The sequence below is a fragment of the Streptomyces sp. CB02923 genome (assembly GCF_001905005.1).
Taxonomy (GTDB): domain Bacteria; phylum Actinomycetota; class Actinomycetes; order Streptomycetales; family Streptomycetaceae; genus Streptomyces.
On record NZ_LWKZ01000026.1, the window covers coordinates 355,379 to 375,917 of the forward strand.

General features: G+C 74.2%; 13 protein-coding genes. 9 read left to right on the forward strand and 4 right to left on the reverse strand.

Annotation, left to right across the window (positions count from 1 at the left end; genetic code table 11):
- Window positions 1–3: 3 nt before the first annotated feature.
- A complete protein-coding gene (locus A6A06_RS43630; RefSeq protein ID WP_073766545.1) occupies window positions 4–2,283 on the forward strand; it encodes a GMC oxidoreductase in 2,280 nt (759 codons plus the stop codon).
- A 6-nt stretch (window positions 2,284–2,289) separates the two neighbouring features.
- Here the strand turns inward: A6A06_RS43630 and A6A06_RS33175 are convergent, their stop codons facing one another.
- Window positions 2,290–3,435, reverse strand: coding sequence for an alpha/beta hydrolase (locus A6A06_RS33175; protein ID WP_073766547.1), 1,146 nt, complete (start codon window positions 3,433–3,435; stop codon window positions 2,290–2,292).
- Between the two features lie 147 nt (window positions 3,436–3,582).
- Between A6A06_RS33175 and A6A06_RS33180 the strand changes: the two genes are divergently transcribed.
- The gene (locus A6A06_RS33180) at window positions 3,583–6,546 is read left to right on the forward strand and encodes a helix-turn-helix transcriptional regulator (RefSeq protein WP_073766549.1); all 2,964 of its coding nucleotides are present in this window, start codon (window positions 3,583–3,585) and stop codon (window positions 6,544–6,546) included.
- 90 nt (window positions 6,547–6,636) lie between these two features.
- On the opposite strand, the gene A6A06_RS33185 is transcribed toward A6A06_RS33180, so the two are convergent.
- Window positions 6,637–7,020: a winged helix-turn-helix transcriptional regulator gene (locus A6A06_RS33185; protein ID WP_073766551.1), complete on the reverse strand. Its 384-nt coding sequence runs from the start codon at window positions 7,018–7,020 to the stop codon at window positions 6,637–6,639.
- Between the two features lie 100 nt (window positions 7,021–7,120).
- On the opposite strand from A6A06_RS33185, the gene A6A06_RS33190 reads away from it, so the two are divergent.
- Window positions 7,121–7,522, forward strand: coding sequence for a Rid family hydrolase (locus tag A6A06_RS33190; RefSeq protein ID WP_073766553.1), 402 nt, complete (start codon window positions 7,121–7,123; stop codon window positions 7,520–7,522).
- A gap of 79 nt (window positions 7,523–7,601) precedes the next feature.
- Here A6A06_RS33190 and A6A06_RS33195 read toward each other — a convergent pair whose 3' ends face one another.
- Window positions 7,602–8,480 carry an SAM-dependent methyltransferase gene (locus A6A06_RS33195; RefSeq protein ID WP_073766555.1) on the reverse strand — a complete coding sequence of 293 codons (879 nt, stop codon included), beginning with the start codon at window positions 8,478–8,480 and terminating at the stop codon, window positions 7,602–7,604.
- A 388-nt stretch (window positions 8,481–8,868) separates the two neighbouring features.
- Window positions 8,869–10,392 (reverse strand): chitinase, encoded by a 1,524-nt coding sequence (locus A6A06_RS33200; RefSeq protein WP_073766557.1) that lies wholly within the window; start codon window positions 10,390–10,392, stop codon window positions 8,869–8,871.
- 394 nt (window positions 10,393–10,786) lie between these two features.
- Between A6A06_RS33200 and A6A06_RS33205 the strand changes: the two genes are divergently transcribed.
- The 6 genes from A6A06_RS33205 to A6A06_RS33230 all read left to right on the forward strand — a co-directional run bounded on the left by A6A06_RS33205 (window position 10,787) and on the right by A6A06_RS33230 (window position 20,536).
- Window positions 10,787–12,835 (forward strand): multicopper oxidase family protein, encoded by a 2,049-nt coding sequence (locus A6A06_RS33205; RefSeq protein ID WP_079194530.1) that lies wholly within the window; start codon window positions 10,787–10,789, stop codon window positions 12,833–12,835.
- A complete protein-coding gene (locus A6A06_RS33210) occupies window positions 12,832–14,178 on the forward strand; it encodes a 3-deoxy-7-phosphoheptulonate synthase (protein ID WP_242441079.1) in 1,347 nt (448 codons plus the stop codon). The genes A6A06_RS33205 and A6A06_RS33210 overlap by 4 nt, the downstream gene beginning before the upstream one ends.
- 2 nt (window positions 14,179–14,180) lie before the next feature.
- Window positions 14,181–15,647 (forward strand): 3-deoxy-7-phosphoheptulonate synthase, encoded by a 1,467-nt coding sequence (locus A6A06_RS33215; protein WP_073766559.1) that lies wholly within the window; start codon window positions 14,181–14,183, stop codon window positions 15,645–15,647.
- Window positions 15,648–15,763: 116 nt separating this feature from the next.
- Window positions 15,764–17,155 (forward strand): class I adenylate-forming enzyme family protein, encoded by a 1,392-nt coding sequence (locus tag A6A06_RS33220; protein ID WP_073766561.1) that lies wholly within the window; start codon window positions 15,764–15,766, stop codon window positions 17,153–17,155.
- Window positions 17,156–17,164: 9 nt separating this feature from the next.
- Window positions 17,165–18,337: an FAD-dependent monooxygenase gene (locus A6A06_RS33225; RefSeq protein ID WP_073766563.1), complete on the forward strand. Its 1,173-nt coding sequence runs from the start codon at window positions 17,165–17,167 to the stop codon at window positions 18,335–18,337.
- 165 nt (window positions 18,338–18,502) lie between these two features.
- Entirely contained in the window at window positions 18,503–20,536 is a 2,034-nt protein-coding gene (locus tag A6A06_RS33230) for an ATP-binding protein (RefSeq protein WP_199931338.1), read from the forward strand.
- The last annotated feature ends 3 nt before the right edge of the window (window positions 20,537–20,539 follow it).

A 20,539-nucleotide genomic window follows, 5' to 3' on the forward strand; every position in this document is an offset into this window, starting at 1 on the left:
ATCGTGGCCGAGGCGTCGCCGAGGAGCGGGGCGGGGCGTCCCGCGCGGGTCGGGGCGCTGGTCGTCGGGTCCGGTTTCGGCGGCTCGGTGGCGGCGTACCGGCTGGCGGAGGCGGGGCTGTCCGTCGTCGTCCTGGAGCGCGGACGGGCGTATCCGCCGGGGAGTTTCCCCCGTACTCCGGCGGAGCTGGGGCGGGCTCTCTGGGACCCGAGCGAGGGGCTGTACGGACTGTTCGACGTCTGGCGGTTCCGGGGCTGCGACTCCCTCGTCTCCAGCGGGCTGGGCGGCGGTTCGCTGATCTACGCCAACGTGCTGCTCCGCAAGGAGGCGCACTGGTTCGTGACACGGGAGGAACTGCCCGGCGGCGGCCACGAGTCCTGGCCGCTGACTCGGGCCGACCTCGATCCGCACTACGACGCGGTCGAGTCGGTCCTGCGCCCGGTCCCCTACCCGGTGGACGCCGAACCGTACGCCCGTACCCCGAAGACGCGGGCCCTGCGGGAGGCGGCCGGGCGGGCGGGGCTGCCCTGGTCACCGGCGCCGCTCGCGGTCAGCTTCGCCCCCCGCCCCGGCGCGCCGCCCGCCCCCGGCCTGCCGCTCGCGGACGAGCCGTACGGCAATCTCCACGGCGTGCCGCGCGGCACCTGCGCGCTCACCGGTGAATGCGATCTGGGCTGCAACAACGGCGCGAAGAACACCCTCGACCACACCTACCTGTCCGCCGCGCGCCACCGCGGCGCCGATCTGCGGACCGGGCACCAGGCCGTGACGGTGGAGCCGCTGGACAGCGGCTATCGCGTCGGTTACGTCGTGCACGACACGGACGGCGCCGGGCAGCCTGCGCGCACCGCCGATCTGCCGCGGCAGTACATCGACTGCGACCGCCTGGTGCTGGCGGCGGGCGCGTACGGCACGGTGCACCTGCTGCTGGCCAACCGGGCGCGGCTGCCCGGCCTGGGCCCGGCGCTGGGCACCCGCTTCTGCGGCAACGGCGACCTGCTGACCTTCCTGTACGGCCGGCGGGGTACGCCGGTGCCGCGTCCCGACCGGGGGCCGGTGATCACCGGTGTGGTCGGCGAGGCGGACGGTGGTTCCGGGCGTGGGCACATCGTCCAGGACGGCGGCTACCCCGGCTTCCTGAACTGGCTCGCGGAGGGCGTACGGCTCGCCGGGGGCGCCGGGCGGCTGGCCGCGGTCGCCGCCGGCCTCGCGATGGACCACGCCCGCGGTTCACCGGACAGCAACCTCTCCGGCGAGATCGCCGCCCTGCTCGGACCCGGCAGGGGTTTCCCCGGGGTGCTGCCGCTGCTGGGCGTGGGCCGGGACGTACCCGACGGGGTCATGGGGCTGCGCGACGGCCGGCTGGACATCCGGTGGACCACCGCCACGAGCCGGGCGTACTACGAAGGCGTCCGCACCACGATGCGGCAGCTCGCCGACGCGATGGGGACCGGGTGCCTGGACAACCCGGCCTGGTGGTGGCGGCGGGTCGTCACCGTCCACCCGGTGGGCGGCGCGCCCCTCGGCGACCGCCCGGAGGAAGCCGTCTGCGATCCGTACGGCGAGGTGTTCGGCCACCCGCGCCTGTACGTGGCGGACGCGGCGGCGCTGCCGGGGCCGGTCGGGGTGAACCCGTCGCTGACGATCGCGGCGCTGGCGGACCGGATGTGCACCCGGCTGCTGGAGGACCGGCCGCCCCGGCGGGCGTACCGCCCGGCCCCGGCGCCCTCCACCGCGCTGACGTTCGCCGAGGTCATGCGCGGCGCGCTGGCCGACGGGCCGGGGCTCGCCCTGCGCCTGACCATCACCCTCGACGACGTGGACGCCTTCATCGACTCGCCGGACCACCGGGCCGCCGTGCGCGGTGCGGTGGACTGCGACCCGCTGGGCGGCAGGCTGCCCGTACGGGAGGGCTGGTTCAACCTGTTCGTGCCGAGCGGGCTGCCGGGGCGCCGGCGGATGCTCTACCTCCTCCACCTGGACGGGCCGCAGGGCCGCCCGCTGACGCTCACCGGCCGCAAGGAGGTGGGTGACGATCCGGGGCCCGACCTGTGGGCGGACACGACCACCCTGGCGGTCGAGTTCCACCACGGCCGGCACGCCCCGGGTGAGGAGCCCGCGTCGGCGCCGCTCTGTTCCGGCGTGGTGCGCGTGGGGCGGCTGGACTTCGTCCGGCAGCTGGCCTCCATGCGCGCGACGGGCGCCGCGCCGCTCGCCGCGCTCGCCCGGTTCGGGCGGTTCTTCGCCGGGGAGCTGTGGGGCGTGTACGGGCCGGGGCGGTAGCGCGTCTCAGTGCGCGTGCGTGTCCAGGAACGCGGTCAGGTGCGGGAAGACGTCCCGCGCGCTGTCCTTGCCCATGAAGACGTCCTGGTGGCCGTAGCCCGGGAAGAGGTGCAGCCGGGACACTCCGGGCGCGCGGGCCGCGAGTTCGCGCTGGCAGGCGGGGTTGGAGTCGGCCATGACGCGGTTGTGGTCGCCGGTGGTCAGCAGGAGCGGGGTGGTCAGGCCGGCCGCCGCCTCCAGGTAGTCGTCGGGCAGTTCGCGGTACGCCGGGTCGCCGGGCCGGTACTTGACGGCCCGCCCGGCCCGTACGATCGCCCGGATGTGCCGGTAGTAGTGCACGCCGGTGGCTCCGAACAGGTCCGCGACGCGGTCGTGGGTGACGGGTGACATCAGCGCGTGGTCGTACAGCGCGGGCCGCCCGGAGCCCCACATCGCGCTCACCATGTGGCAGGCGGGGACGCGGCATTCGGGGTGGAAGAGCGAGACCAGGCGGGCGATCATGCGGCCGCGGGTGAAGGCGGCGTCCTGCGGCCAGGCGGGGTTGAGGTAGGGCAGACCGAGCACGTACTCGGTCAGGCCGGGGACGACGGAGAGCTTGCAGCGGGACCAGCGGGGCGGCCGCAGGACTAGGGCGGAGCTGTTGACGACCGCGCTGGTGACACCGGTGACGACACCGGCGGCCAGGCTCATGGCGAAGGCCACCCCGCCCAGGCAGTGTGCGATCACGTGCAGCCGGGCCGCCGGGCCGATGTGGGCCCGGATCTCGGCGAACGCGGCGGGGAAGTCGTGCAGGGCGACGTCGTCGAGGGTGAAGCGGTGCGCGGCCAGGTCGTACGGGAAGCGGTTGCTCATCCGGTGGTCGAGGGCCCAGACGTCGGGGTAGCCGTGGTCGAGCAGGTAGGTGGTGAGGTCGTCGTGCTCGGGCATGACGAACATGTCGCTCGACGTGGTGAGGCCGTGCACGAGCAGCACGGCGTCGGCGGGCGCGGGGCGGTCGGCTGCGGGAGCGGCGGCAGGCGCGGGACGGGCGGCCGGTGCGCGGCGGTAGCGGGTCAGGGTCAGGCCCAGGCCGTCGCCCGCGGCGAAGGGGTGCACGGTGACCTCGGCGTCGCGGACGCCTTCAGTGGTGAACAGGGGGATGCGGCGTTGCATACGGCACTGGCCCTCCTCGGCCCCCGCCACCCCGATAAATTGCCCGAATAGTCTCTATAGACCAAAATATTCCATTGGGGCGTCCTCCGCCGTTCACCCGTTCACCCGTACGTCCGTCCGCCCACCCGACCGAAACCGGCCCGCCCGATGCCCGACAGCTCCGCACCGCTCCACGGCAACCGCGCGCTCGTCGGCCGTACGGAGGTCGTACGGCTCCTCGGCAAGGAAGCGGAGCGGGCCGCGGCGGGCGAGTTCCGGCTCGTCGAACTGACCGGGGACCCGGGGGCGGGCAAGACCAGACTGCTCGGCGAGACCGCCGGCGCCGCCCTGCGGCACGGACTGACCGTGCTGCGCGGGCGGGGCACCGAGTACGAGAACGACGTTCCCCTCTCGCTGGCCGTGGACGCCCTGGACGACCAGGTGGAGAGCCGCGCCGAGCAGGTGCGCGCGGCTCTCGACGCGGAGAGCGCGCGGCTGCTCGCCGACGTCTTCCCCGCCCTGTCGGCGGACCGGCCGGGGCCGGACCCCGCGGCGGCCCCGAGCACCGGCCTCAACCGCTACCGCGTGCACCGCGCCGTACGCCTCCTGCTGGAGGCCCTCGCGACTCCCGGCGGCCTCGCGGTCCTGCTGGACGACGTGCACTGGGCCGACGAGGGTTCGGTGGAACTGCTCTCCCACCTCGCCCGGCACCCGCCGCGCGGTCCCCTCCTGCTCGCCGTCACCTACCGCACCCGCCAGGCGGGGCCCCGGCTCACCGCCGCCCTCGCCGACGCCGCACCGGGCCTGCGTACCCGGATCGAGGTCGCGCCGCTCACCCTCCGGGAGGCCGGGGAGTTCCTCGGCCCGTCCGTCGGTGCCCGGCGCCGCCGCGCGCTGTACGAGGCCAGCGGCGGCAATCCGCTGTATTTGGAGGCGCTGGCCCGCTCCGCACCGGCCGCCGCCGCACCCGCCGGGCACCCCGCCGAGAGCGCCGCCCCGGCCGACGACGACGGCCTGCTGCCGCACGCGGTACGCGAAGCGCTGGCCGCCGAACTGGCCGCGCTCCCCGACGGCGCGCGGCTGGCCGCCCAGGCCGCCGCCACGCTCGGCGACGAGTTCGAACCGGGCATGGTGGCCGTGGCAGCGCTGACGACCGAGGCGGAGGCGCTGGCGGCGCTCGACGAGCTGGCGGTACGGGACGTGGTGCGCTGCGCGCCGGCCCCGGGGCGCTTCCGCTTCCGCCACCCCGTCGTCCGGCACCTCGCGTACGCCTCCTCCGGCGCGGGCTGGCGGGTCGCCGCGCACGCGCGCGTGGCCGCCGCCCTGGACGAGCGCGACGCGCCCACCGTCACCCGCGCCCGCCACATCGCCCGCTCGGCGCGTTTCGGAGACCTGCTGTCCGTCGGCGTGCTCGTCGAGGCGGCCCGCGCGACCGCGTACCAGTCCCCCGCGACCGCCGCCCAGTGGCTGCGCACCGCCCTGGACCTGCTCCCCGAGAAACCCGGCGGCACGGCGGCCGGGCCCGCGCCCGACCGGCTCTCGCTGCTCGTCGAACTGGCCCGGCTCCAGGGCGTCGGGGGGCGGCTCGTCCAGGGCCGCGACACCGCGCTGGAAGTGCTGCGGCTGCTGCCGCCGGACGCCTGGGCGCAGCGGGCCGGCGCCGCCCGGTTCTGCGCGATCCTGGAGCGGCTGCTCAACCGGCAGGCGCAGGGCCGGGCCCTGCTCCGCTCCGAGCTGGGCCGGGTCCCGGCGGAGCACGCGGCGGACGCGGTCCCGCTGCACCTCCAGCTGATCGGCGACAGCCTCATCCGCGCCGACTTCCCGGCCGCCGCCGAGCAGTTGGACCGGCTGACCGCCGTGCTGTCCCGGCCCGGCGGCGGGGCCGAGGCGGCCGGCGGCGCGCCCGACGACTGGGTGCCGCTGGTGACGCTCCGGCTCGGATGCACGTACGGCGCGGGCGCCCTGGACACCGCGCACGACCTCGCCGCCAAGGCCGAGCGGCTGACGGAAGAGGCCACCGACGCGGAGCTGGCCCCCTGGCTGGAGTCGCTGTCCTTCCTGTGCTGGATCGACGCGATGATGGGCCGGCTGCCGCAGGCCGCCCGTATGGTCGAGCGCAGCCTGGCCATCGCCAACGCCACCGGGCAGAGCTATCTGTCGCCCTGGATCCTCACCGCGCAGGCCTTCACGTACGGGCGGACGGGACGGCTCGCGGAGGCCGTGGACCGGGCCGAGGACGCGGTGGACGCCGCGCGGCTGCTCGGCTCCGACGAGTGCGTGGCCCTGGCGCTGGCCGTGAAGTCGCTCATGGTCCGCTGGACGGGCGATCACACCGCGGCGCTGGCGCTCGCCGACGAGGCGATCCGGCACGCGGACGGCCGCCGGGAATGGTGGGCGCGACTCGGCGCCGTCGGCCGCGGCCTGGCCCTGGTGGGGCTGCAGGAGGTGGACGCGGGCGCGGCTCAGGTGCTGGCCGCCTGCGACGGGTTCGTCTCCCCGCTGCTGGAGCGCAGCTGCCTGCTGGTGTGCTGCGAGGCGATGGCCGACGCGGAGGCCGAACGGGGGCGGCCGGAAGCGGCGGCGCGCTGGGCGGACCGGACCGAGGCGGTCCCGGGCGGCGGTGCGGGGTCGGGGCACGGGGCGCTGGCGCGGGCGCACGCGGAGCAGGAGAGCGACCCGGCAGCGGCGGCGCAGGGCGCGGTGCGGGCCGCGGAGCTGTTCGAGGCGGCGGGCGAGCGGCTGTTCGCCGCGCGGGCCTGGCTGCGGGCCGGGACCGCGCACGCCCGCTGCGGGCAGAAGTCCGCGGCACGTACGGAACTGGCGCGGGCGGCGGAGGTGTTCGGCACGTGCGGAGCCCTGGAGTTGCACGCCCGCACCGTACGCGAGCAGCGGAAGCTGGGCGTACGGGCCAGGCGGGCGGCGGCGCAGCCGGACGGACGGCTCTCGCGGCGGGAGGCCGAAGTGGCCGAGCTGGTCCGGCAGGGCTTCAGCAACCAGCGGATCGCGGAACGGCTGTTCCTGAGCCCGCGGACGGTCGAGACACATGTCGCGCACGTCTTCGCGAAACTGGGGGTGTCGTCACGGGCGGCGGTGGCGGGGAAGCTGGCGGGGGCGCGGGGGCCGGAGTCCTGAGCGTCTACAGAAGGTGACCGTAACGGACGGCGCATCAGTCTTGAGACCGATGAAGGAAGCGCGCCGCGAGAGTGGGGCGCCGCGCGCCCGTCAGGCGTCGAAGCGGCTGCGTGCGTCCTCGATGTGACCGAGGTACTGGTGGGTCCAGCCGCACATGGCGTCGACCGTGGCGCGCAGGGCCCGGCCCGGCTCGGTGAGGGTGTACTCGACCCGTGGCGGCACGGTGGGGTGCACCTTCCGCACGGCCAACCCGTTGCGCTCCAGCATGCGCAGGTTCTGGGTGAGCATCTTGTGGCTGATGCCCTCGACCTCGTTGCGCAGCTCGCTGAAGCGCAGGGTGCGCTCGCCGAGCGCCTCGATGATCAGGAACGCCCACTTGTTGGCGACGTCCGAGAAGATCTCCCGCGCCAGGGAGTCCGCGCGCCGCAGGTCGGCGTCCGCGGGCAGGCCCTTGAGCACATGCTTGGTCACCATCAGGTCCCCCCGTCACCGAAAAGTGCGTACTTCCAGTTCAGCGGTCACTCTCCTACAGTTCCCGAGTAACCACAAGAGAGCAGGCGGAAAGGCGAGCACCATGACCGTCATCGATGTCTTCCACCACGGCGTGCCGGCCGAGAGCGACTTCGGTTACGCGCAGGCGATCAAGTCCGGCGAGCTGATCCACGTCTCCGGACAGCTCTCGCTCGACGCGGCGGGCGAGTTCCTCCACGCGGACGACTTCGCCGCCCAGCTCACGCGGACCCACGCCGACGTGGACCAGGTCCTGGACCACTACGGAGCCACCCGGAAGCAGGTCGTCTCGCAGGTCCTGTACGTGGTGGACCTGCGGCGGAACGCCGCGGCGACGGCGGAGGGCAACCTGGCGTACTTCGGCGGCCACCGCCCGGCCAGCACGGTTCTCGGCGTCACGGAACTGACCTTCCCCGGCCAGGTCATCGAAATCAGCTGCGTCGTCGACACGAAACTGCCCGCCTGAACCCGCCCGTCATACCCAAGGTGCGCAGGATCGACCGGTCGCCGGAGTTCCTGGACCTCGATCGACGTTCCAGCTCGGCTCAGGCGGCCGGGGTGGCTTCCTGGTACGTCTGCTGCTCCTCGACACGGCGGAAGGCGAGATGGGCCACGGTGAGCCGGCCCGCACGGCACATCTCACCTTCCAGTGCGAGATGGCGGATCGTCGCGTCGTGGGCCTGTGCTCCCCAGCGGGCGCTGATGGCCGCACGGGCATCGGTCGCCCGGGAGCGCCACGCCTCCAGTGTCCGTCCCCAGTCCTGCCGGTGGGCTCGCACCGACAACGGTTCCCACAGCCCCTGCGCGGCAGTGAGGAGATTCGGCAGGGCGGGCGGCATACCGGGAGGCTGCTGCGCCGCCTCCAGCATGTCTTTTCCCTCCTGCCATGTCGCGGTGTCCAGCCCTTTCGGACCGGTGACGACCGCTTCCAGCGCGAGACCCGCGCCGGGTTTCGTCCACTGATGCACCCGCCGGAAGAAGTCCTTCAGGGCACCGATTTCCTCGTCCTGTCCGGGCGACCAGGAGCCGGTGGCGTACTCGATTGCGCTGATGCTGATGACCGCGTCGAACCGGCGAGCCGGCCGGAAGGCCGCGAAGGGCAGACAGTCGACACTGACACCAGGGGTCGCGCGCCGGCGGATTTCACGGCACGGATATGCACCGGGTTCAAGGCCGTGGGCGGTTCGTGCCCCGCTGTGCTGGACCAGGTGGTCGAGCATTCCCCCGAAACCGCAGCCCACGTCCAGGACGTCCATGCCAGGCCGCACACCCGCCAGTTCGGCGATCCGCCGGAGCTTGCGCCCCTGCGCCTCCTCCAGATCGGCAGCGCCGTCCCACAGAGCGCAGCTGAGGGTGGGCCGGCTGTCGGCCCAGGCGCGGAGGTAGTCGACATCTTCGTGTGGCGGTGAGGCGGCCTGAGGCATCGGAACTCCTTACGGCCTGGCAGGTGCTGGCCCTTCCAGTCTTTCCGCACGCCGACCACATACCCGCCGCCCACAGTTTCCCTATCGTCCTATCGCCGGTGTTCCGGCACCCGGCGCCGAAATCCGGCACCGCATCTCCGGATGCGTGAACAGGTCAAAGCCGGCTTGTCATGCCGGGGCAGGGGCATGGTCGCGCGAGTCCGATCGCGAGGCGTCGGGTCACGGCAGGAGCGCAGCCGTGAACGGACGCCCTCCGGACGGGACCACCGTCTGCCGGTCGGTGCCGGGCGCCGCGCCGCCCGCCCGGTCCGTGGTTCGGGAACGGGCGGGCGGGAGCGGGCGGTTGGGAACGGGCAGTCAGGCAGACGGGGGTCCATGCGGGAGCTGATCAGCAGGTGCCGAGGTCCTGCCAGACGCCCCACTCGCCGGTGGTGCCGGGCTCCTCGCCCGTCGTCCACCACTTGGCCTTCCAGGTGTGGCCCTTGTGCGAGGCCTGCTGGCCGGCGGTGTAGACCGTGCCGGTGGTCCAGGGGGCGGCTGTGCACTGGCCGCCGCTGCCGCCGGTGACGGTCAGGGTGTAGGACGCCGTGTGGCTGCCGGAGGGGCCGGTGCCGGTGACGGTGATGCGGTGGGTGCCGGACGGCGTCGCCGCGGTCGTGGAGAGGGTCAGGGTGGAGGAGCCGCCCGCCGTGACGGAGTCCGGGCTGAGTGAGGCGGTGACGCCCGCGGGGGCGCCGCTGACGCTCAGGGCCACCTTCTGGGCCTCGCCCGCGGTCACCGCGGTCTTCACCGTGGTGGTGGCCGTGCCGCCGGCGGTCACCGATCCGGCGGCGGGCGCGGCCGTCACCGAGAAGTCGTTCTGCGGGGTCGTGGAACCGCTGGTGAAAGGAGCGAAGATACGGGTGAAGTCCCAGGTCTGCTGCTCGATGCCGGAGCAGTTGTCCGCGGCCGGGCCGCCGGGGCAACTGCCGTTGTCGCGCTGGAGCGCCCAGAACGACAGGGTGTTGATCTTCTTGGCGGTGGCCCAGTTGTAGACCTGGCGGGCGTTGGCCAGGGTGAAGGTCTCGGCCGGGCCGAAGTCGTCGACGCCGGGCATCTCGGTGACGCCGATCATGCTCCAGAGCTGGGCGTCGCTCTTGTCCGGGTAGAGCCGCGCGAGCTGGTCGCGCAGCCCCTGGGCGGCGGTCTCGGTGTCGTCCGCCATGTTGTGGGTGGCGTTGTCGTAGTAGTCGAACGTCATGAGGTTGACCACGTCGACCCGGGTGCCGTTGCTCACCGCGTTGCGCAGCAGCGCGACTCCGTTGGCGGCGGGGCCGCGGGTGGTCGTCGGCAGGGTGTAGGAGATCTCGATCTTACGGCCGTTGGCCGCGGCCCAGTCCTGGACGAGTTTGATGGCCTTGTTGCGCCGGTCGATGCCCGCGGTGTTGTCCAGCGAGTCGACCTCGATGTCCATGTCGAGCCGGCTGATGTCGTAGGTCGTGATGACCTTCTCGTACGCGGCGGCGATCTGCTTGACGTCGGTGCAGCTGTCGGCGATCTCGGTGCCGGTGGTGTCCGCGGTGTAACCGCCGAACGAGGGGATGACGTCGCCGCCCCTGGCCTGGATGGTCTTGATGTCGGCGCCGAAGGTGGCCGGGGAGATCGGCATGCTCGTACTGCCGTTCCACAGCGGTGTGCAGGAGCCTTTGGAAGCCGTCTGGATGAACGCCATCGTCAGGTGCTTGGCGCCCGATTCGGCGGCCTTCGCGGCGGGGCTCTCGCCGGTCCATGACTCGAAGTAGGGGGCGAAGACGTGGGCCGGCAAGGGTGTCGCGGCCGACGCGCTGCCCGTGGCGGTCGCCGTGAGGCCGAGCGCGGCGACCGCGGTGACGGCGGCGGTCAGGGCCGCGCGCAGGGAGGGGATGCGTCTCATGTCTGTTCCGTCCAGCCGATGAGGGGGATGTCCACCAAGTCCCGTACGTGACACGGGGGACGGAAAGAAATTCCCCCAAGGACAGGGGCATGTCAATGGCCTGGACCAAAACAGGACTAGACCAATTACCATGATCGTCCCGGCGGCGAACCGGACCGGCGGCCCGAATAGCCGGTCGCCCCTCCGGGCCGGCTCGTCCGAAGGTCCACGTCGGGAGTCCGGGCATACGCACTCGGTCAGGTACCCGCACTCAGTAGCGCGGGCCTCCGGGTCCGTAACGGTTCAGTAGTCGGGTTCAGTAGTCGGGCCCGTGTTTTCCCCGATGTGGCGAGGGGCCGCCGGGGCGCACGGTGAGGGAGTCAACCTTCCCGCCGTCCGGAAAAGAGCCCCCGAGATGCCTGAGCTGATCGAGACCCCCACCCAGGCGGTCACCGCCACCGAGCCGGCCGCCCTGACCGGTCCGGCCCCCGCGGCCACCGCCCCGCCGGTCCCGGAGACCACTTCGATCCCGGAAATCACTTCGACACCGGAAACACCGCTGGCCCCGGAGACACCTTCGACACCTTTGGTCCCGGAGACCCCGGTGATCCCGCAGACCCCGGTCGCCCCCGCGGCCCCGGCCCTGGAACCGTTCCTGGACCCGTTGCGGATTCCGCCGGTCCTGCGGCCGGAGCCCGACCCGGAGACCGGCCGCGCCGAGCTAACCGTACGGACCCGGACCGTCACCGTTCCGTTGCACTCGCAACTTCCTCCGTCACCGATGTGGGCGTACGAGGGCCAGGTCCCCGGACCCACGATCGAGGTGGAGCGCGGCACCCGGCTGCGGGTGTCCTGGGCCAATGGGCTGAGCGACCCTTACCCACTGATCAAGGTGGAGACGCGGGTCCCGGCGAACACCATGCGCCCCGGCTACGACCCTGCGGCGGACACCTTCGACCGCAAGGTGGCCGCGCTGCCGCCCTGGACGGTGGTGCACCTGCACGGCGCGCGTACCGGCGGCGTCAACGACGGCTGGACCGACAACGCCGTACCGCCGGGCGAGACCCAGCTCTCCGAATACCTCAACGACCAGGCGTCCTGCACCCTCTGGTACCACGACCACGCCATGAACATCACCGCGCTGAACGTGATGACGGGCCTGGCCGGCATGTACTGGATCCGGGACGAGGAGGAGGCGGCGCTCGGCCTGCCGGACGGCGCCCGCGAGATCCCGCTCATCCTGTGCGACCGCAACGTGGACACCGACTGGAAGGGCCGCCCGACCGGCGTGCTGATGCACAAGGTCCTGCGGGACGCCCAGGACGTGCCCCGGCCGTTCTTCGGCCCGTACAACGTCGTCAACGGCGTCGTCCAGCCGCACCTGGAGGTGGCGGCCCGCTGGTACCGCTTCCGGATGGTCAACGGCTCCAACGCGCGGTTCTACACCTTGCGCCTGTGCCACGAGGACGGGACACCGGTGGACCGGGAGCTGGTCTCCCGGGCCTTCCACCAGATCGGTACGGACAGCGGCCTGCTGCCCGAGCCGGAGCCGCTGCCGGAGCAGGGCCTGACCCTGGCACCCGCGGAACGCGCCGACATCCTGGCCGACTTCTCCGTGCTGCGGGGGATGCGCGTCCACTGGGCCGACACCGCCACCAACCCGCCCGGCCCGGCGCCCTCGTCCGAGGTGCTGCAGTTCCGGGTCGCGGACGAGGCGGCGGACGACCCGTTCACGCTGCCCGGCCGCATCAGCCCGTCCTACGTACGGCTGAGCCACGCCACGGCCCCCGACCACGAGCACCGGTGGATCGTGCTGACCCCGCCCGCCGCGACCGGGATGCCGATGATGTGGGAGATGGAGACCGTCGGGGACGCCTCGTCGGTGGAGATCCCCAGCGACGGCATCGTGCAGGTGCAGCGGCCGGGACAGCCCCTGCTGACGCTGCGCCGGGTCGCCGAGATGTTCAACGACGCCACCACGATCATGGCGCGCGAAGGCAGCTGGGAGCAGTGGAACGTCCTGAACCTCGGCGGTCCCGTGCACCCCTTCCACATCCACCTGATCCGCTTCCAGGAGACCCGGCGGCAGAACTACGACGCCCGCGGTTTCCAGCGGCTGTACAGCGGCGACGGCACGGTGCGCGGACACGGCACCGTCACCCCCGTCACCTTCACGGGGGAGCTGCCCGTCACCGGCGCCGACCTCGGCTGGAAGGACACCGTACGGGTCGGCGACACCACGCCGGCGCCCGCCGGGTCCGGCCAGCTGGTGTCCGTACTGGGGCAGTTCGACGGCGGCTCGGGCCGCTACATGTACCACTGCCACATCCTCGAACACGAGGACGAGTCGATGATGCGCCCGTTCACCGTCATGCCCGGTCCGGTGATGGACATGCACCCCGGGATGCACGGCGGCGGCCACGGCACCGGAGGCCACGGGGGCCACGGAGGCCACACGTCATGACTCCCCGGACCCCCTCCCAGCAGGACACCGTCCCGCAGCACACCGCCCCGCAGGACACCGTCCCACAGCACACCGCCCCGCAGGACACCGCCCGCCCCGCCCCGAAGGAGCGAACCACCATGACCACCCCGACAGAGATCCCGACAGACACCCCGGCACAGACCCCGACAGACACCCCGACCACTCCCCGCATCCGCCACCGCGACGGACGCCGGGTCCGCCCCACCGGCGGCCAGACCCGCGTCCTCCCGGTGGAGAACCCGGCGCAGCTGTCCGAACGGCTGCCGCTGACCTACCACGCGGCACACACCGTCATGACCGCCCGGCACGACGTCGTACGGGTCCTCGACGGCCGGGACGACCGGCTGCTCGTCATCGTCGGGCCGTGCTCCGTGCACGACCGGGCGGCCGCCCTCGACTACGCGTCCCGGCTGCGGGACGCGGCGGCCGGGCTGGCGGACGACCTGCTCGTCGTGATGCGGGTCTACGTCGAGAAGCCGCGCTCCTGCCTCGGCTGGCCCGGCCTGGTCGGCGACCCCGGCCTGGACGGCGGCGCCGACCTCGGCCGCGGCCTGGCCGAAGCCCGCTCCCTGATGCTCGACATCGCCGAGTCCGGGCTGCCGGTGGGCTGCGAATGGGTCAACCCGGCCACCCCGGCGTACCTGTCCGACGTCGTCGCGTGGGGCTCCATCGGGGCCCGTACGGCGGCGAGCCAGGTGCACCGGGACATGGCCAGCGGCCTGCCGATGCCCGTCGGAATCAAGAACGGCACGGACGGCTCGGTCCAGGTCGCGGTCGACGCCGTACGGGCCGCGGCCGCACCGCACACCTTCCTCGGCGCGTCCGGCGCCGGGCCGGTGTCCCTGCTGCGCACCAGCGGCAACCCGGACTGCCACGTCGTCCTGCGCGGCGGCGCCGAAGGCCCCAACTTCGGTGCCGCACACGTCCGCCGGGCCGCGGAGCTGCTCGCCAATGCCGGACTGCCGCCCCGCGTCCTCGTGGACGCCAGCCACGGCAACAGCGGCAAGCAGCACGAGCGGCAGCACGCGGTCGCCGAAGACCTCGCGGTACGGATCGCCGACGGTGACACCACCCTGCGCGGTGTGCTCCTGGAGAGCTTCCTCGTGCCCGGCCGCCAGGACCCCGGCCCCGGCCGTCAGCTGGTCTTCGGACAGAGCGTCACCGACGCGTGCATCGGCTGGAGCGGCACCGCCCAGCTGCTGCGGGAGCTGGCCGGCGCGGCACGTGCCCGCCGCCGCACCTCCTGCCCCCACCCCCGCCGGGAAGCGGCGGACCCCGCGTCCGCCGCCCTCGGCACCGTCCCCCTCATGGAGAGGACCTGACCGTGTTCACCCCACTGCGCTATCCCAGTACCGACCGCCACCTGCCGGACGGCTGTGCCGGCGCCGATGGCCGGTCCCCGGACCGGCCGGCCCCGCGGCCCTTCGACCTCGGTGACGTCGCCCGGTTCGCCAGCCCGCTGACGCGGATGCTGCTCGCCAGCGACGGCCTGACCACCACGCTGCTGGAGTCCGCGCTCGCCACGCCGCTGCGGCTGCGCGTGCTGCACCAGGGCACCGCGCCCGCCGCCGCGCAGGACGCGCTGGCCCGCCGCTGCCTGAGCCTGGGCCGCGACGAACAGGTCCTGGTACGGCGCTCCGCGCTGGCCGACGCCGCGCTGACCCCCGTATCGCTCAACACCGTCGTGGGGCTCGTCCCCGACGACCCGGCGCTGGCCGCGTGTCTCACCAGCGGCCGTACGCCGATCGGTTACGGCCTGCGGGCCGCCGGGGCCATGCGCGGCCGGCGGCTGGTGGAGGTCGGCGTGGCCGGGTGGGAACAGGACGGCCGTATCCGGCCGGCGGTGTTCAAGTCGTACGTGGTGCTCGACGGCGACCGGCCCTGGCTGTTCATCCGTGAGCTGTTCAACCCGCGGCTGGTGCCCGCCGGCCTGGAGAGCGACGGGCGCGAGAACCCGGCGCCCGGCGGCGGTCCGGCTCCGGTCCGGCCACCGCAGGCCGTCGTCCCGGCGCCGCCGTCGCGACAGCGTCTGCTGGGCCGTCCGCGTCCGCTCACCGAGGAGATCGGGCGCGCCGGGCCCGCCGTACCGGACGCCCATCCGGCGCTGGCCCCGACGGTGGGCGGCGAGGCGTTCCTGCTGCACCTCGGGCGTCATGCGACCGGAGCGCTGACGACGGCCGCTTCCGGGCTGGTCCAGCATGTGGCCGGCGTGCCCGTCACCGTCGTCACCGGCGGGCACCCCGCGCCGGGCGTGCTGCCGCGGGAAGCGCGGTGGATCGCCGAGGAGTACCGGGCGGCGGCCCGCTCCCACGCCTGGCTGGGCGACTTCCCGCAGCTGATGACGTTCCTCGACGCCTGCCCGCCGGTCGTCGCGGGCCAGGTCCGGTGGACGGCCGACGGTGACCGTGTGCCGCGGCCCGGCGCCGTGGTCGGGCTGTGTCCCCGGCCGGGCTGCCATCCCCGCGAGGTCGCCGCGCGGTGTGCGGCGCTCAACCCGGGGCGCGTGCCCGGACGGCTCGTGCTGGCCGTACGGCTCGCCCCTGAGCGGATCGTGGCCGAGATGCCCGCGCTGGTCGAGGCCGTGGCCTCCACCGGCACCCCGGTGACCTGGGTCTGTGCGCCCCGGCCCGGCGGTGCGACGGCGACGGCCGAGGTCGGGACGTTCTTCGACACCCACTACTCGGTGGGCAGCCGGCCCGGTGGTCTGCTGCTCGACGAGAGCGGCAGCACCGCGGCCGAGGTACTGCGCACGGTCCACGCCGCGGCGGCCGCCTGGCGGCCCGCGACCTGATCCGCATGGCCCTCTTCCCTCGTTCACCTTCCGTACGCCCCACTTCGTACGCCCCACTTCGTACGTCCACCTTCCGTACGTCCACCTTCCGTACGCATGACGAAAGCGAGCCCCTCATGTCCCGCCGCCCCCACCCCGACATCGCCCTCATCGACGAGCGGGGTCCCCTCACCCGCCGCGCCCTGCGCGCCTCGGTCACCGACCGGGCCGCCGAGCTGGCCGCGGCGGGGCTGCGCCCCGGCGACCGTGCGGTGCTCTGCCGCCCCAACGGCCGCCAGTGGGTCGTCGACCACCTCGCCCTGGCGGAACTGGGCGCCGTGGGCGTCCCGCTGAACGCCGCATCGGCACCGGACGAGATCCGTCACGCGGCCGCCGACAGCGGCGCCGCGCTCATCCTCACGGCTGACGGGGCCGGCACCGCCCGAGGGCCCGGCCCGCCACCGCCACCGCCACCGCCAGGCTCCCGGACTCCGCCCCTCTCCCCCGCCGCCGGTCTCTCCCCCACCCCCGACCTCTCCGGCATCGCGACCATCGCCTACACCTCCGGCACCACCGGACGCCCCAAAGGAGCGCTCCAGTCCCGGTGCGCGGTGCGGCTCGGCGGCGAGAACATCGCCCTGCGTCTCGCGCTGGAGCCCGGCGACACGGTGCTCAGTCCGCTGCCGCTGGCCCATACGTACGGCACCAACGTCCTGAACGCCGCACTGTCCGCCGGGGCCTCCCTCGTCCTCCTCACCCGCTTCACCGAGGAGGCGGTGGCCGAGGCGCTGCGCCGCCACCGCCCCACCGTGCTGGCGGGGGTTCCGACGATGTACCGGCGGCTGCTGGCCTGCGCGGGGCTGCCGCTGGAGTCGGTGCGCTGTTCGCTCTCCGCGGGCCAGCCCGCCGGGGAACAGCTCGCCCGCGCCTGGCAGGAACGGTCCGGCGCCGTCTTCGCCGAGGGCTGGGGCATGACCGAACTGGCCGGCCTGGCCTCGCTCACGCCCGCCGACGACCCCCACCACCCGGGCACCGCGGGCCCGCCCGTGCCGGACGCCGGAGTCCGTACGGGCGAGGACGGTGAACTGCTGGTACGCGGCCCCTTCGTCACCCCCGGCTACCTCGGCGCCCCCGAAGCCACCGCGCGGGTCCTGACGCCCGGCGGCGAACTGCGCACCGGAGACGTCGGACGGGTGGCGGACGACGGGGGCGTCACCGTCCTGGACCGCCTCAAGGACGTGATCCTGTGCGGTGGTTACACCGTCTATCCCGCCGAGGTGGAGCGGGTGATCGCCGCCCATCCGTCGGTGGCCGCGGTCGCCGTCACCGCCATGCCGGACGCGGTGCGCGGCGAGTCCCCGCAGGCCTGGATCGCCGTCGTCGAAGGCCGGGCGGCCGACGAGGCGGCGGTCCTCGCCCACTGCCGGGCGCACCTGGCCCCGTACAAGATCCCCCGTCGTACGACGTTCCTGCCCGAACTCCCCACCACCGCGGGCGGCAAGGTCGCGCGCGGCCGGCTGCCCCGTTAGGAGGCCGTCATGGACACCACTGCCGCACCACACGTCCTCGTCGCGGGGGCGGGCCCGGTCGGGCTGGCCACCGCCCTGCTGCTGCGTGCCCGCGGCGCGTCCGTCACCGTCCTGGAGGCGGCGGCGGAGGGCGCACCGCGGCCCGGCAGCCGGGCGATCTTCCTGCACCGGCAGTCGCTGGCCACACTCGCCGCCGCCGACCCGGCCCTCGGCGCCGAGCTGGTCGACAACGGGCTGGTCTGGGGCGCGAGATGCACCTCGTTCGCGGGCCGTGAGGTCCACCGCCGTTCGTACGACCCGCCCCCGGCGGACCGTGCGCCGTTCTCCAGCCTCCCGCAGCCGGTCATGGAGGACCTGCTGCGCGCGGCCTGCCGCCGCGCCGGAGCGGACATCCGCTGGGACACCCCGGTCACCGGCGTCGTTTCCGCGCCCGACGGCGTGCTGGTGAGCACTCCGGAGGCCGAGCACCAGGCCGGGTACGCCGTCGGCTGCGACGGGGCCAGGTCGGCCGTGCGCCGGGCCATCGGCGTACGGCTGCGCGGGCCGCGCTCCCCGCACGCGTTCCTCGTGCTCGACGTGGCCGACGACCCCGGGCACCCGCTGCCGCGCGAGCGGGCGTTCCACTACCTCGATCCGCGGATGGCCGGGCGCAACGTGCTGACCGTGCCGTTCCGCGGCGGGCTGCGGGTGGACGTCCAGTGCCGGCCGGACGACGATCCGGAGGCGCTGGCCGGGGCCTCGGCGGACTGGCTGCCCGGCCTGCTGCCGGACGGGCACGCCTGCGCCGTCACCTGGTCCTCGCACTACCGGTTCCAGCAGGTGGTCGCCGACGCCCTCGCCGACGCGCGGGGCCGTGTGCTGCTCGCCGGGGAGGCGGGGCACCTCTTCGCCCCCTTCGGGGCGCGGGGCCTGAACTCGGGCATCGCCGACGCCGCGGCGGCCGCGGCCGCCGTGACCACCGGCGACGTGGACGGCTACGCGGCCGCCCGCCACCGGGCCGCCCTGCTCAACCGCCGGGCGGCCGGGTGCGCCCTGACCCACCTCACCGCGCCCGCCCCCTGGCACCGCGCCGCCCAGCGTCTGGCCGCCGCCGCGGCGCCCCGCTCGCGCCGCGCCGGACGCTGGCTGGACTCCGCCCCGTACGGCCCGCGCGACGCCGGCATTCCCGGGAGTCGCTACTGAGTACCGGTGCCGCACATTCCTCTCATGTGCGGCGCGGACCGAAGGCGCTGCCGAACATCACCTGCCTCATGCTGCACAGCGGTTTCCTCTGGTCCCGAACCGTCTTGCGCACGCCGCCGATTACTGCATTCTGGTCACTCGCGACGGTGACCACGAGGGGGCACGGTGCAGTCCCGACGTGATCTGATGATCCGGAAGTTCGTCGGTCAGCGGCTCCTCCGGGCGCACGGTGAGCACACCCGGCACCCGGTCCTGCTGCTGCTCGGCCCCCGCGGCAGCGGCAAGACCGCACTGTCGGGCCGCCTGGAGAACTGGGGACGCCGGGCGCCGATGGCCGCGCTGGACCTCGCGGCGCTCGACGACGGGGTGCATCACCCCGTCGACGTACTGGCCCGCATCGCCTTCCAGCTCAACGCCCGCCGCCCGGACTTCCCGCCGCTGGCCCTGCCCTCCTTCGCCGTACTGCTGATGGCGCTGTCCACCGAGGCCGACCCGGAGAGCCGGGACGCCGCGCTGGGCCAGATGCGTGAGGCGCTGCGGACGGGCCGCGCGGAGGACCATTCCCTGGCGGTGCTGCGGGAACTGGTGACCTCGGTCGGCGTGCCGATGGGGCTGCCCGGCTGGTCGGCGGCGGCCGTGCCGCTGATACAGGGATGGCAGCGGGCCCGGGTGTGGTGGGGCGTGCACCGGCGGCTGGGCCGGGTACCGCGGGGCGGCTCCCGGCCCCAGGTGCCGGCGGACGCCCTCGTCGAGCTGAACCAGCACTTCCGGCACGGCACGGCGGCACAACGGGAGCGCGCCGAGTCGGTACTGCTACAGGCGTTCCTCGCCGACCTCCAGGGCGCCTACACCAAGCGCGGCGGTGACCGCATCCGCACCCTGCGCTGCCTGGTGCTGCTGGACAACGCCGACAGCGAGCTGGGCGACGCGTTCCTCCAGGCCCTGGTCGAGGCGCGGGCCGCCGGGTCCGGACTCCCCGACCCGCTGGTGGTCGTGGCGAGTGCGCGCCGCGCGCCGGACGTACTGCGGCAACTGGAACAAGGGCCCCGGCAGCTCGGCAACTACCTGTCGTGCTGGCAGCAGCCGGAGCAGGAGGACGGGCCGGAGCTGTTCGTACCGCGGATGGTCGCCCGGCCCGGCGGCGGTGCCCGGCTGGAGGTGGCGCAGTTGCGTCCGCTGGACCGGGCCGAGGTGCAGGAGCGGGCCGGCCCGTACACGAAGCGGATGCCGCAGGCGGCGCTGGCGGGCATCACGCATCCGGTGGCCTGGCTGGGCCGTACGGTCCACGAGCTGACGCGCGGCCACCCGGCCGCGACCGCCGCGGTGCTGGACGCGCTGGAGGACTTCGCGCCGGAGGTGCCCTGCGGCCGGCGGCTGCGCATGGTGATGGCGCCCGAAGGGCCGCATTCCGTCGCGGACGAGCTGCTGGAGCTGCTGCTCCAGGACCTGCCGCGGGAACTGGCCGACCGGGCCCTGCCGCGCGCGGCCGCCGCCGTCACCCTCGGGCAGGCGGCGAGCGCCACCGGCCTGTGGCCGCAGGCCGACGCCCCCGCGCGGTTCCTGCGCGCTCTGGCCCACGACGACCGGCACGCCGAGCGGGTCGCTTTCGACGGGCAGCAGCACAGCGCGCTGCCGGACATCGTCCGCAGACTGCTGCTGGGCAGGCTGTCGCTGGCCCCGGCGCCCTCCGGCGCCGTCCCGCCGTGGGACCTCACGCACGAACTCCTCCGGGACACCGCGGAGTCGGGCCGCGCCCGCGCCTATCACCGGCTGGCGGGCGGTGACATCCAGGGCACCGCGGCCTATCTGCACGGCCGTTTCCTCGGCGTGTGCGAGGGAGACGTCCCGGCGCAGACGTGGTGCGAGGAGCTGTCCTGGGTCCAGCGCGCGCCGCACCGCTGGGAGGCGGACGCCCTGGGGCGTTCCGCGGGCGCGGAGTTCCAGCACCGGATCGCGCGGGCGCAGAGCCCGCCCGACCAGCTGACGGTCACCCGCCTGCTGGTCGCCGGGTGGATCACCACCCACCCGGCGGCCGACCCGTACGCGGCGCTGTGGTCCGACCCGCTGGGGGATCCGGCGGCCGAGCTGTACCCGAAGATCGCCGATGCACTGCAGACCCTGAGCGGCCGGCTGAACGACGAAACGGACCACGACGTGCTGTGGCAGCGGGCGGCCGCCTACGAGAGGAAACCCTGGTGACCG

Bases quoted from the DNA above. Each gene is read 5' to 3' on its own strand.
- A6A06_RS33225 (WP_073766563.1), top strand. From the start codon at position 17,165: ATGGACACCACTGCCGCACCACACGTCCTCGTCGCGGGGGCGGGCCCG.
- A6A06_RS33200 (WP_073766557.1), bottom strand. From the start codon at position 10,392: ATGAGACGCATCCCCTCCCTGCGCGCGGCCCTGACCGCCGCCGTCACC.
- A6A06_RS33185 (WP_073766551.1), bottom strand. From the start codon at position 7,020: ATGGTGACCAAGCATGTGCTCAAGGGCCTGCCCGCGGACGCCGACCTG.
- A6A06_RS33220 (WP_073766561.1), top strand. From the start codon at position 15,764: ATGTCCCGCCGCCCCCACCCCGACATCGCCCTCATCGACGAGCGGGGT.
- A6A06_RS33175 (WP_073766547.1), bottom strand. From the start codon at position 3,435: ATGCAACGCCGCATCCCCCTGTTCACCACTGAAGGCGTCCGCGACGCC.
- A6A06_RS33190 (WP_073766553.1), top strand. From the start codon at position 7,121: ATGACCGTCATCGATGTCTTCCACCACGGCGTGCCGGCCGAGAGCGAC.
- A6A06_RS33205 (WP_079194530.1), top strand. From the start codon at position 10,787: ATGCCTGAGCTGATCGAGACCCCCACCCAGGCGGTCACCGCCACCGAG.
- A6A06_RS33195 (WP_073766555.1), bottom strand. From the start codon at position 8,480: ATGCCTCAGGCCGCCTCACCGCCACACGAAGATGTCGACTACCTCCGC.
- A6A06_RS33210 (WP_242441079.1), top strand. From the start codon at position 12,832: ATGACTCCCCGGACCCCCTCCCAGCAGGACACCGTCCCGCAGCACACC.
- A6A06_RS33180 (WP_073766549.1), top strand. From the start codon at position 3,583: ATGCCCGACAGCTCCGCACCGCTCCACGGCAACCGCGCGCTCGTCGGC.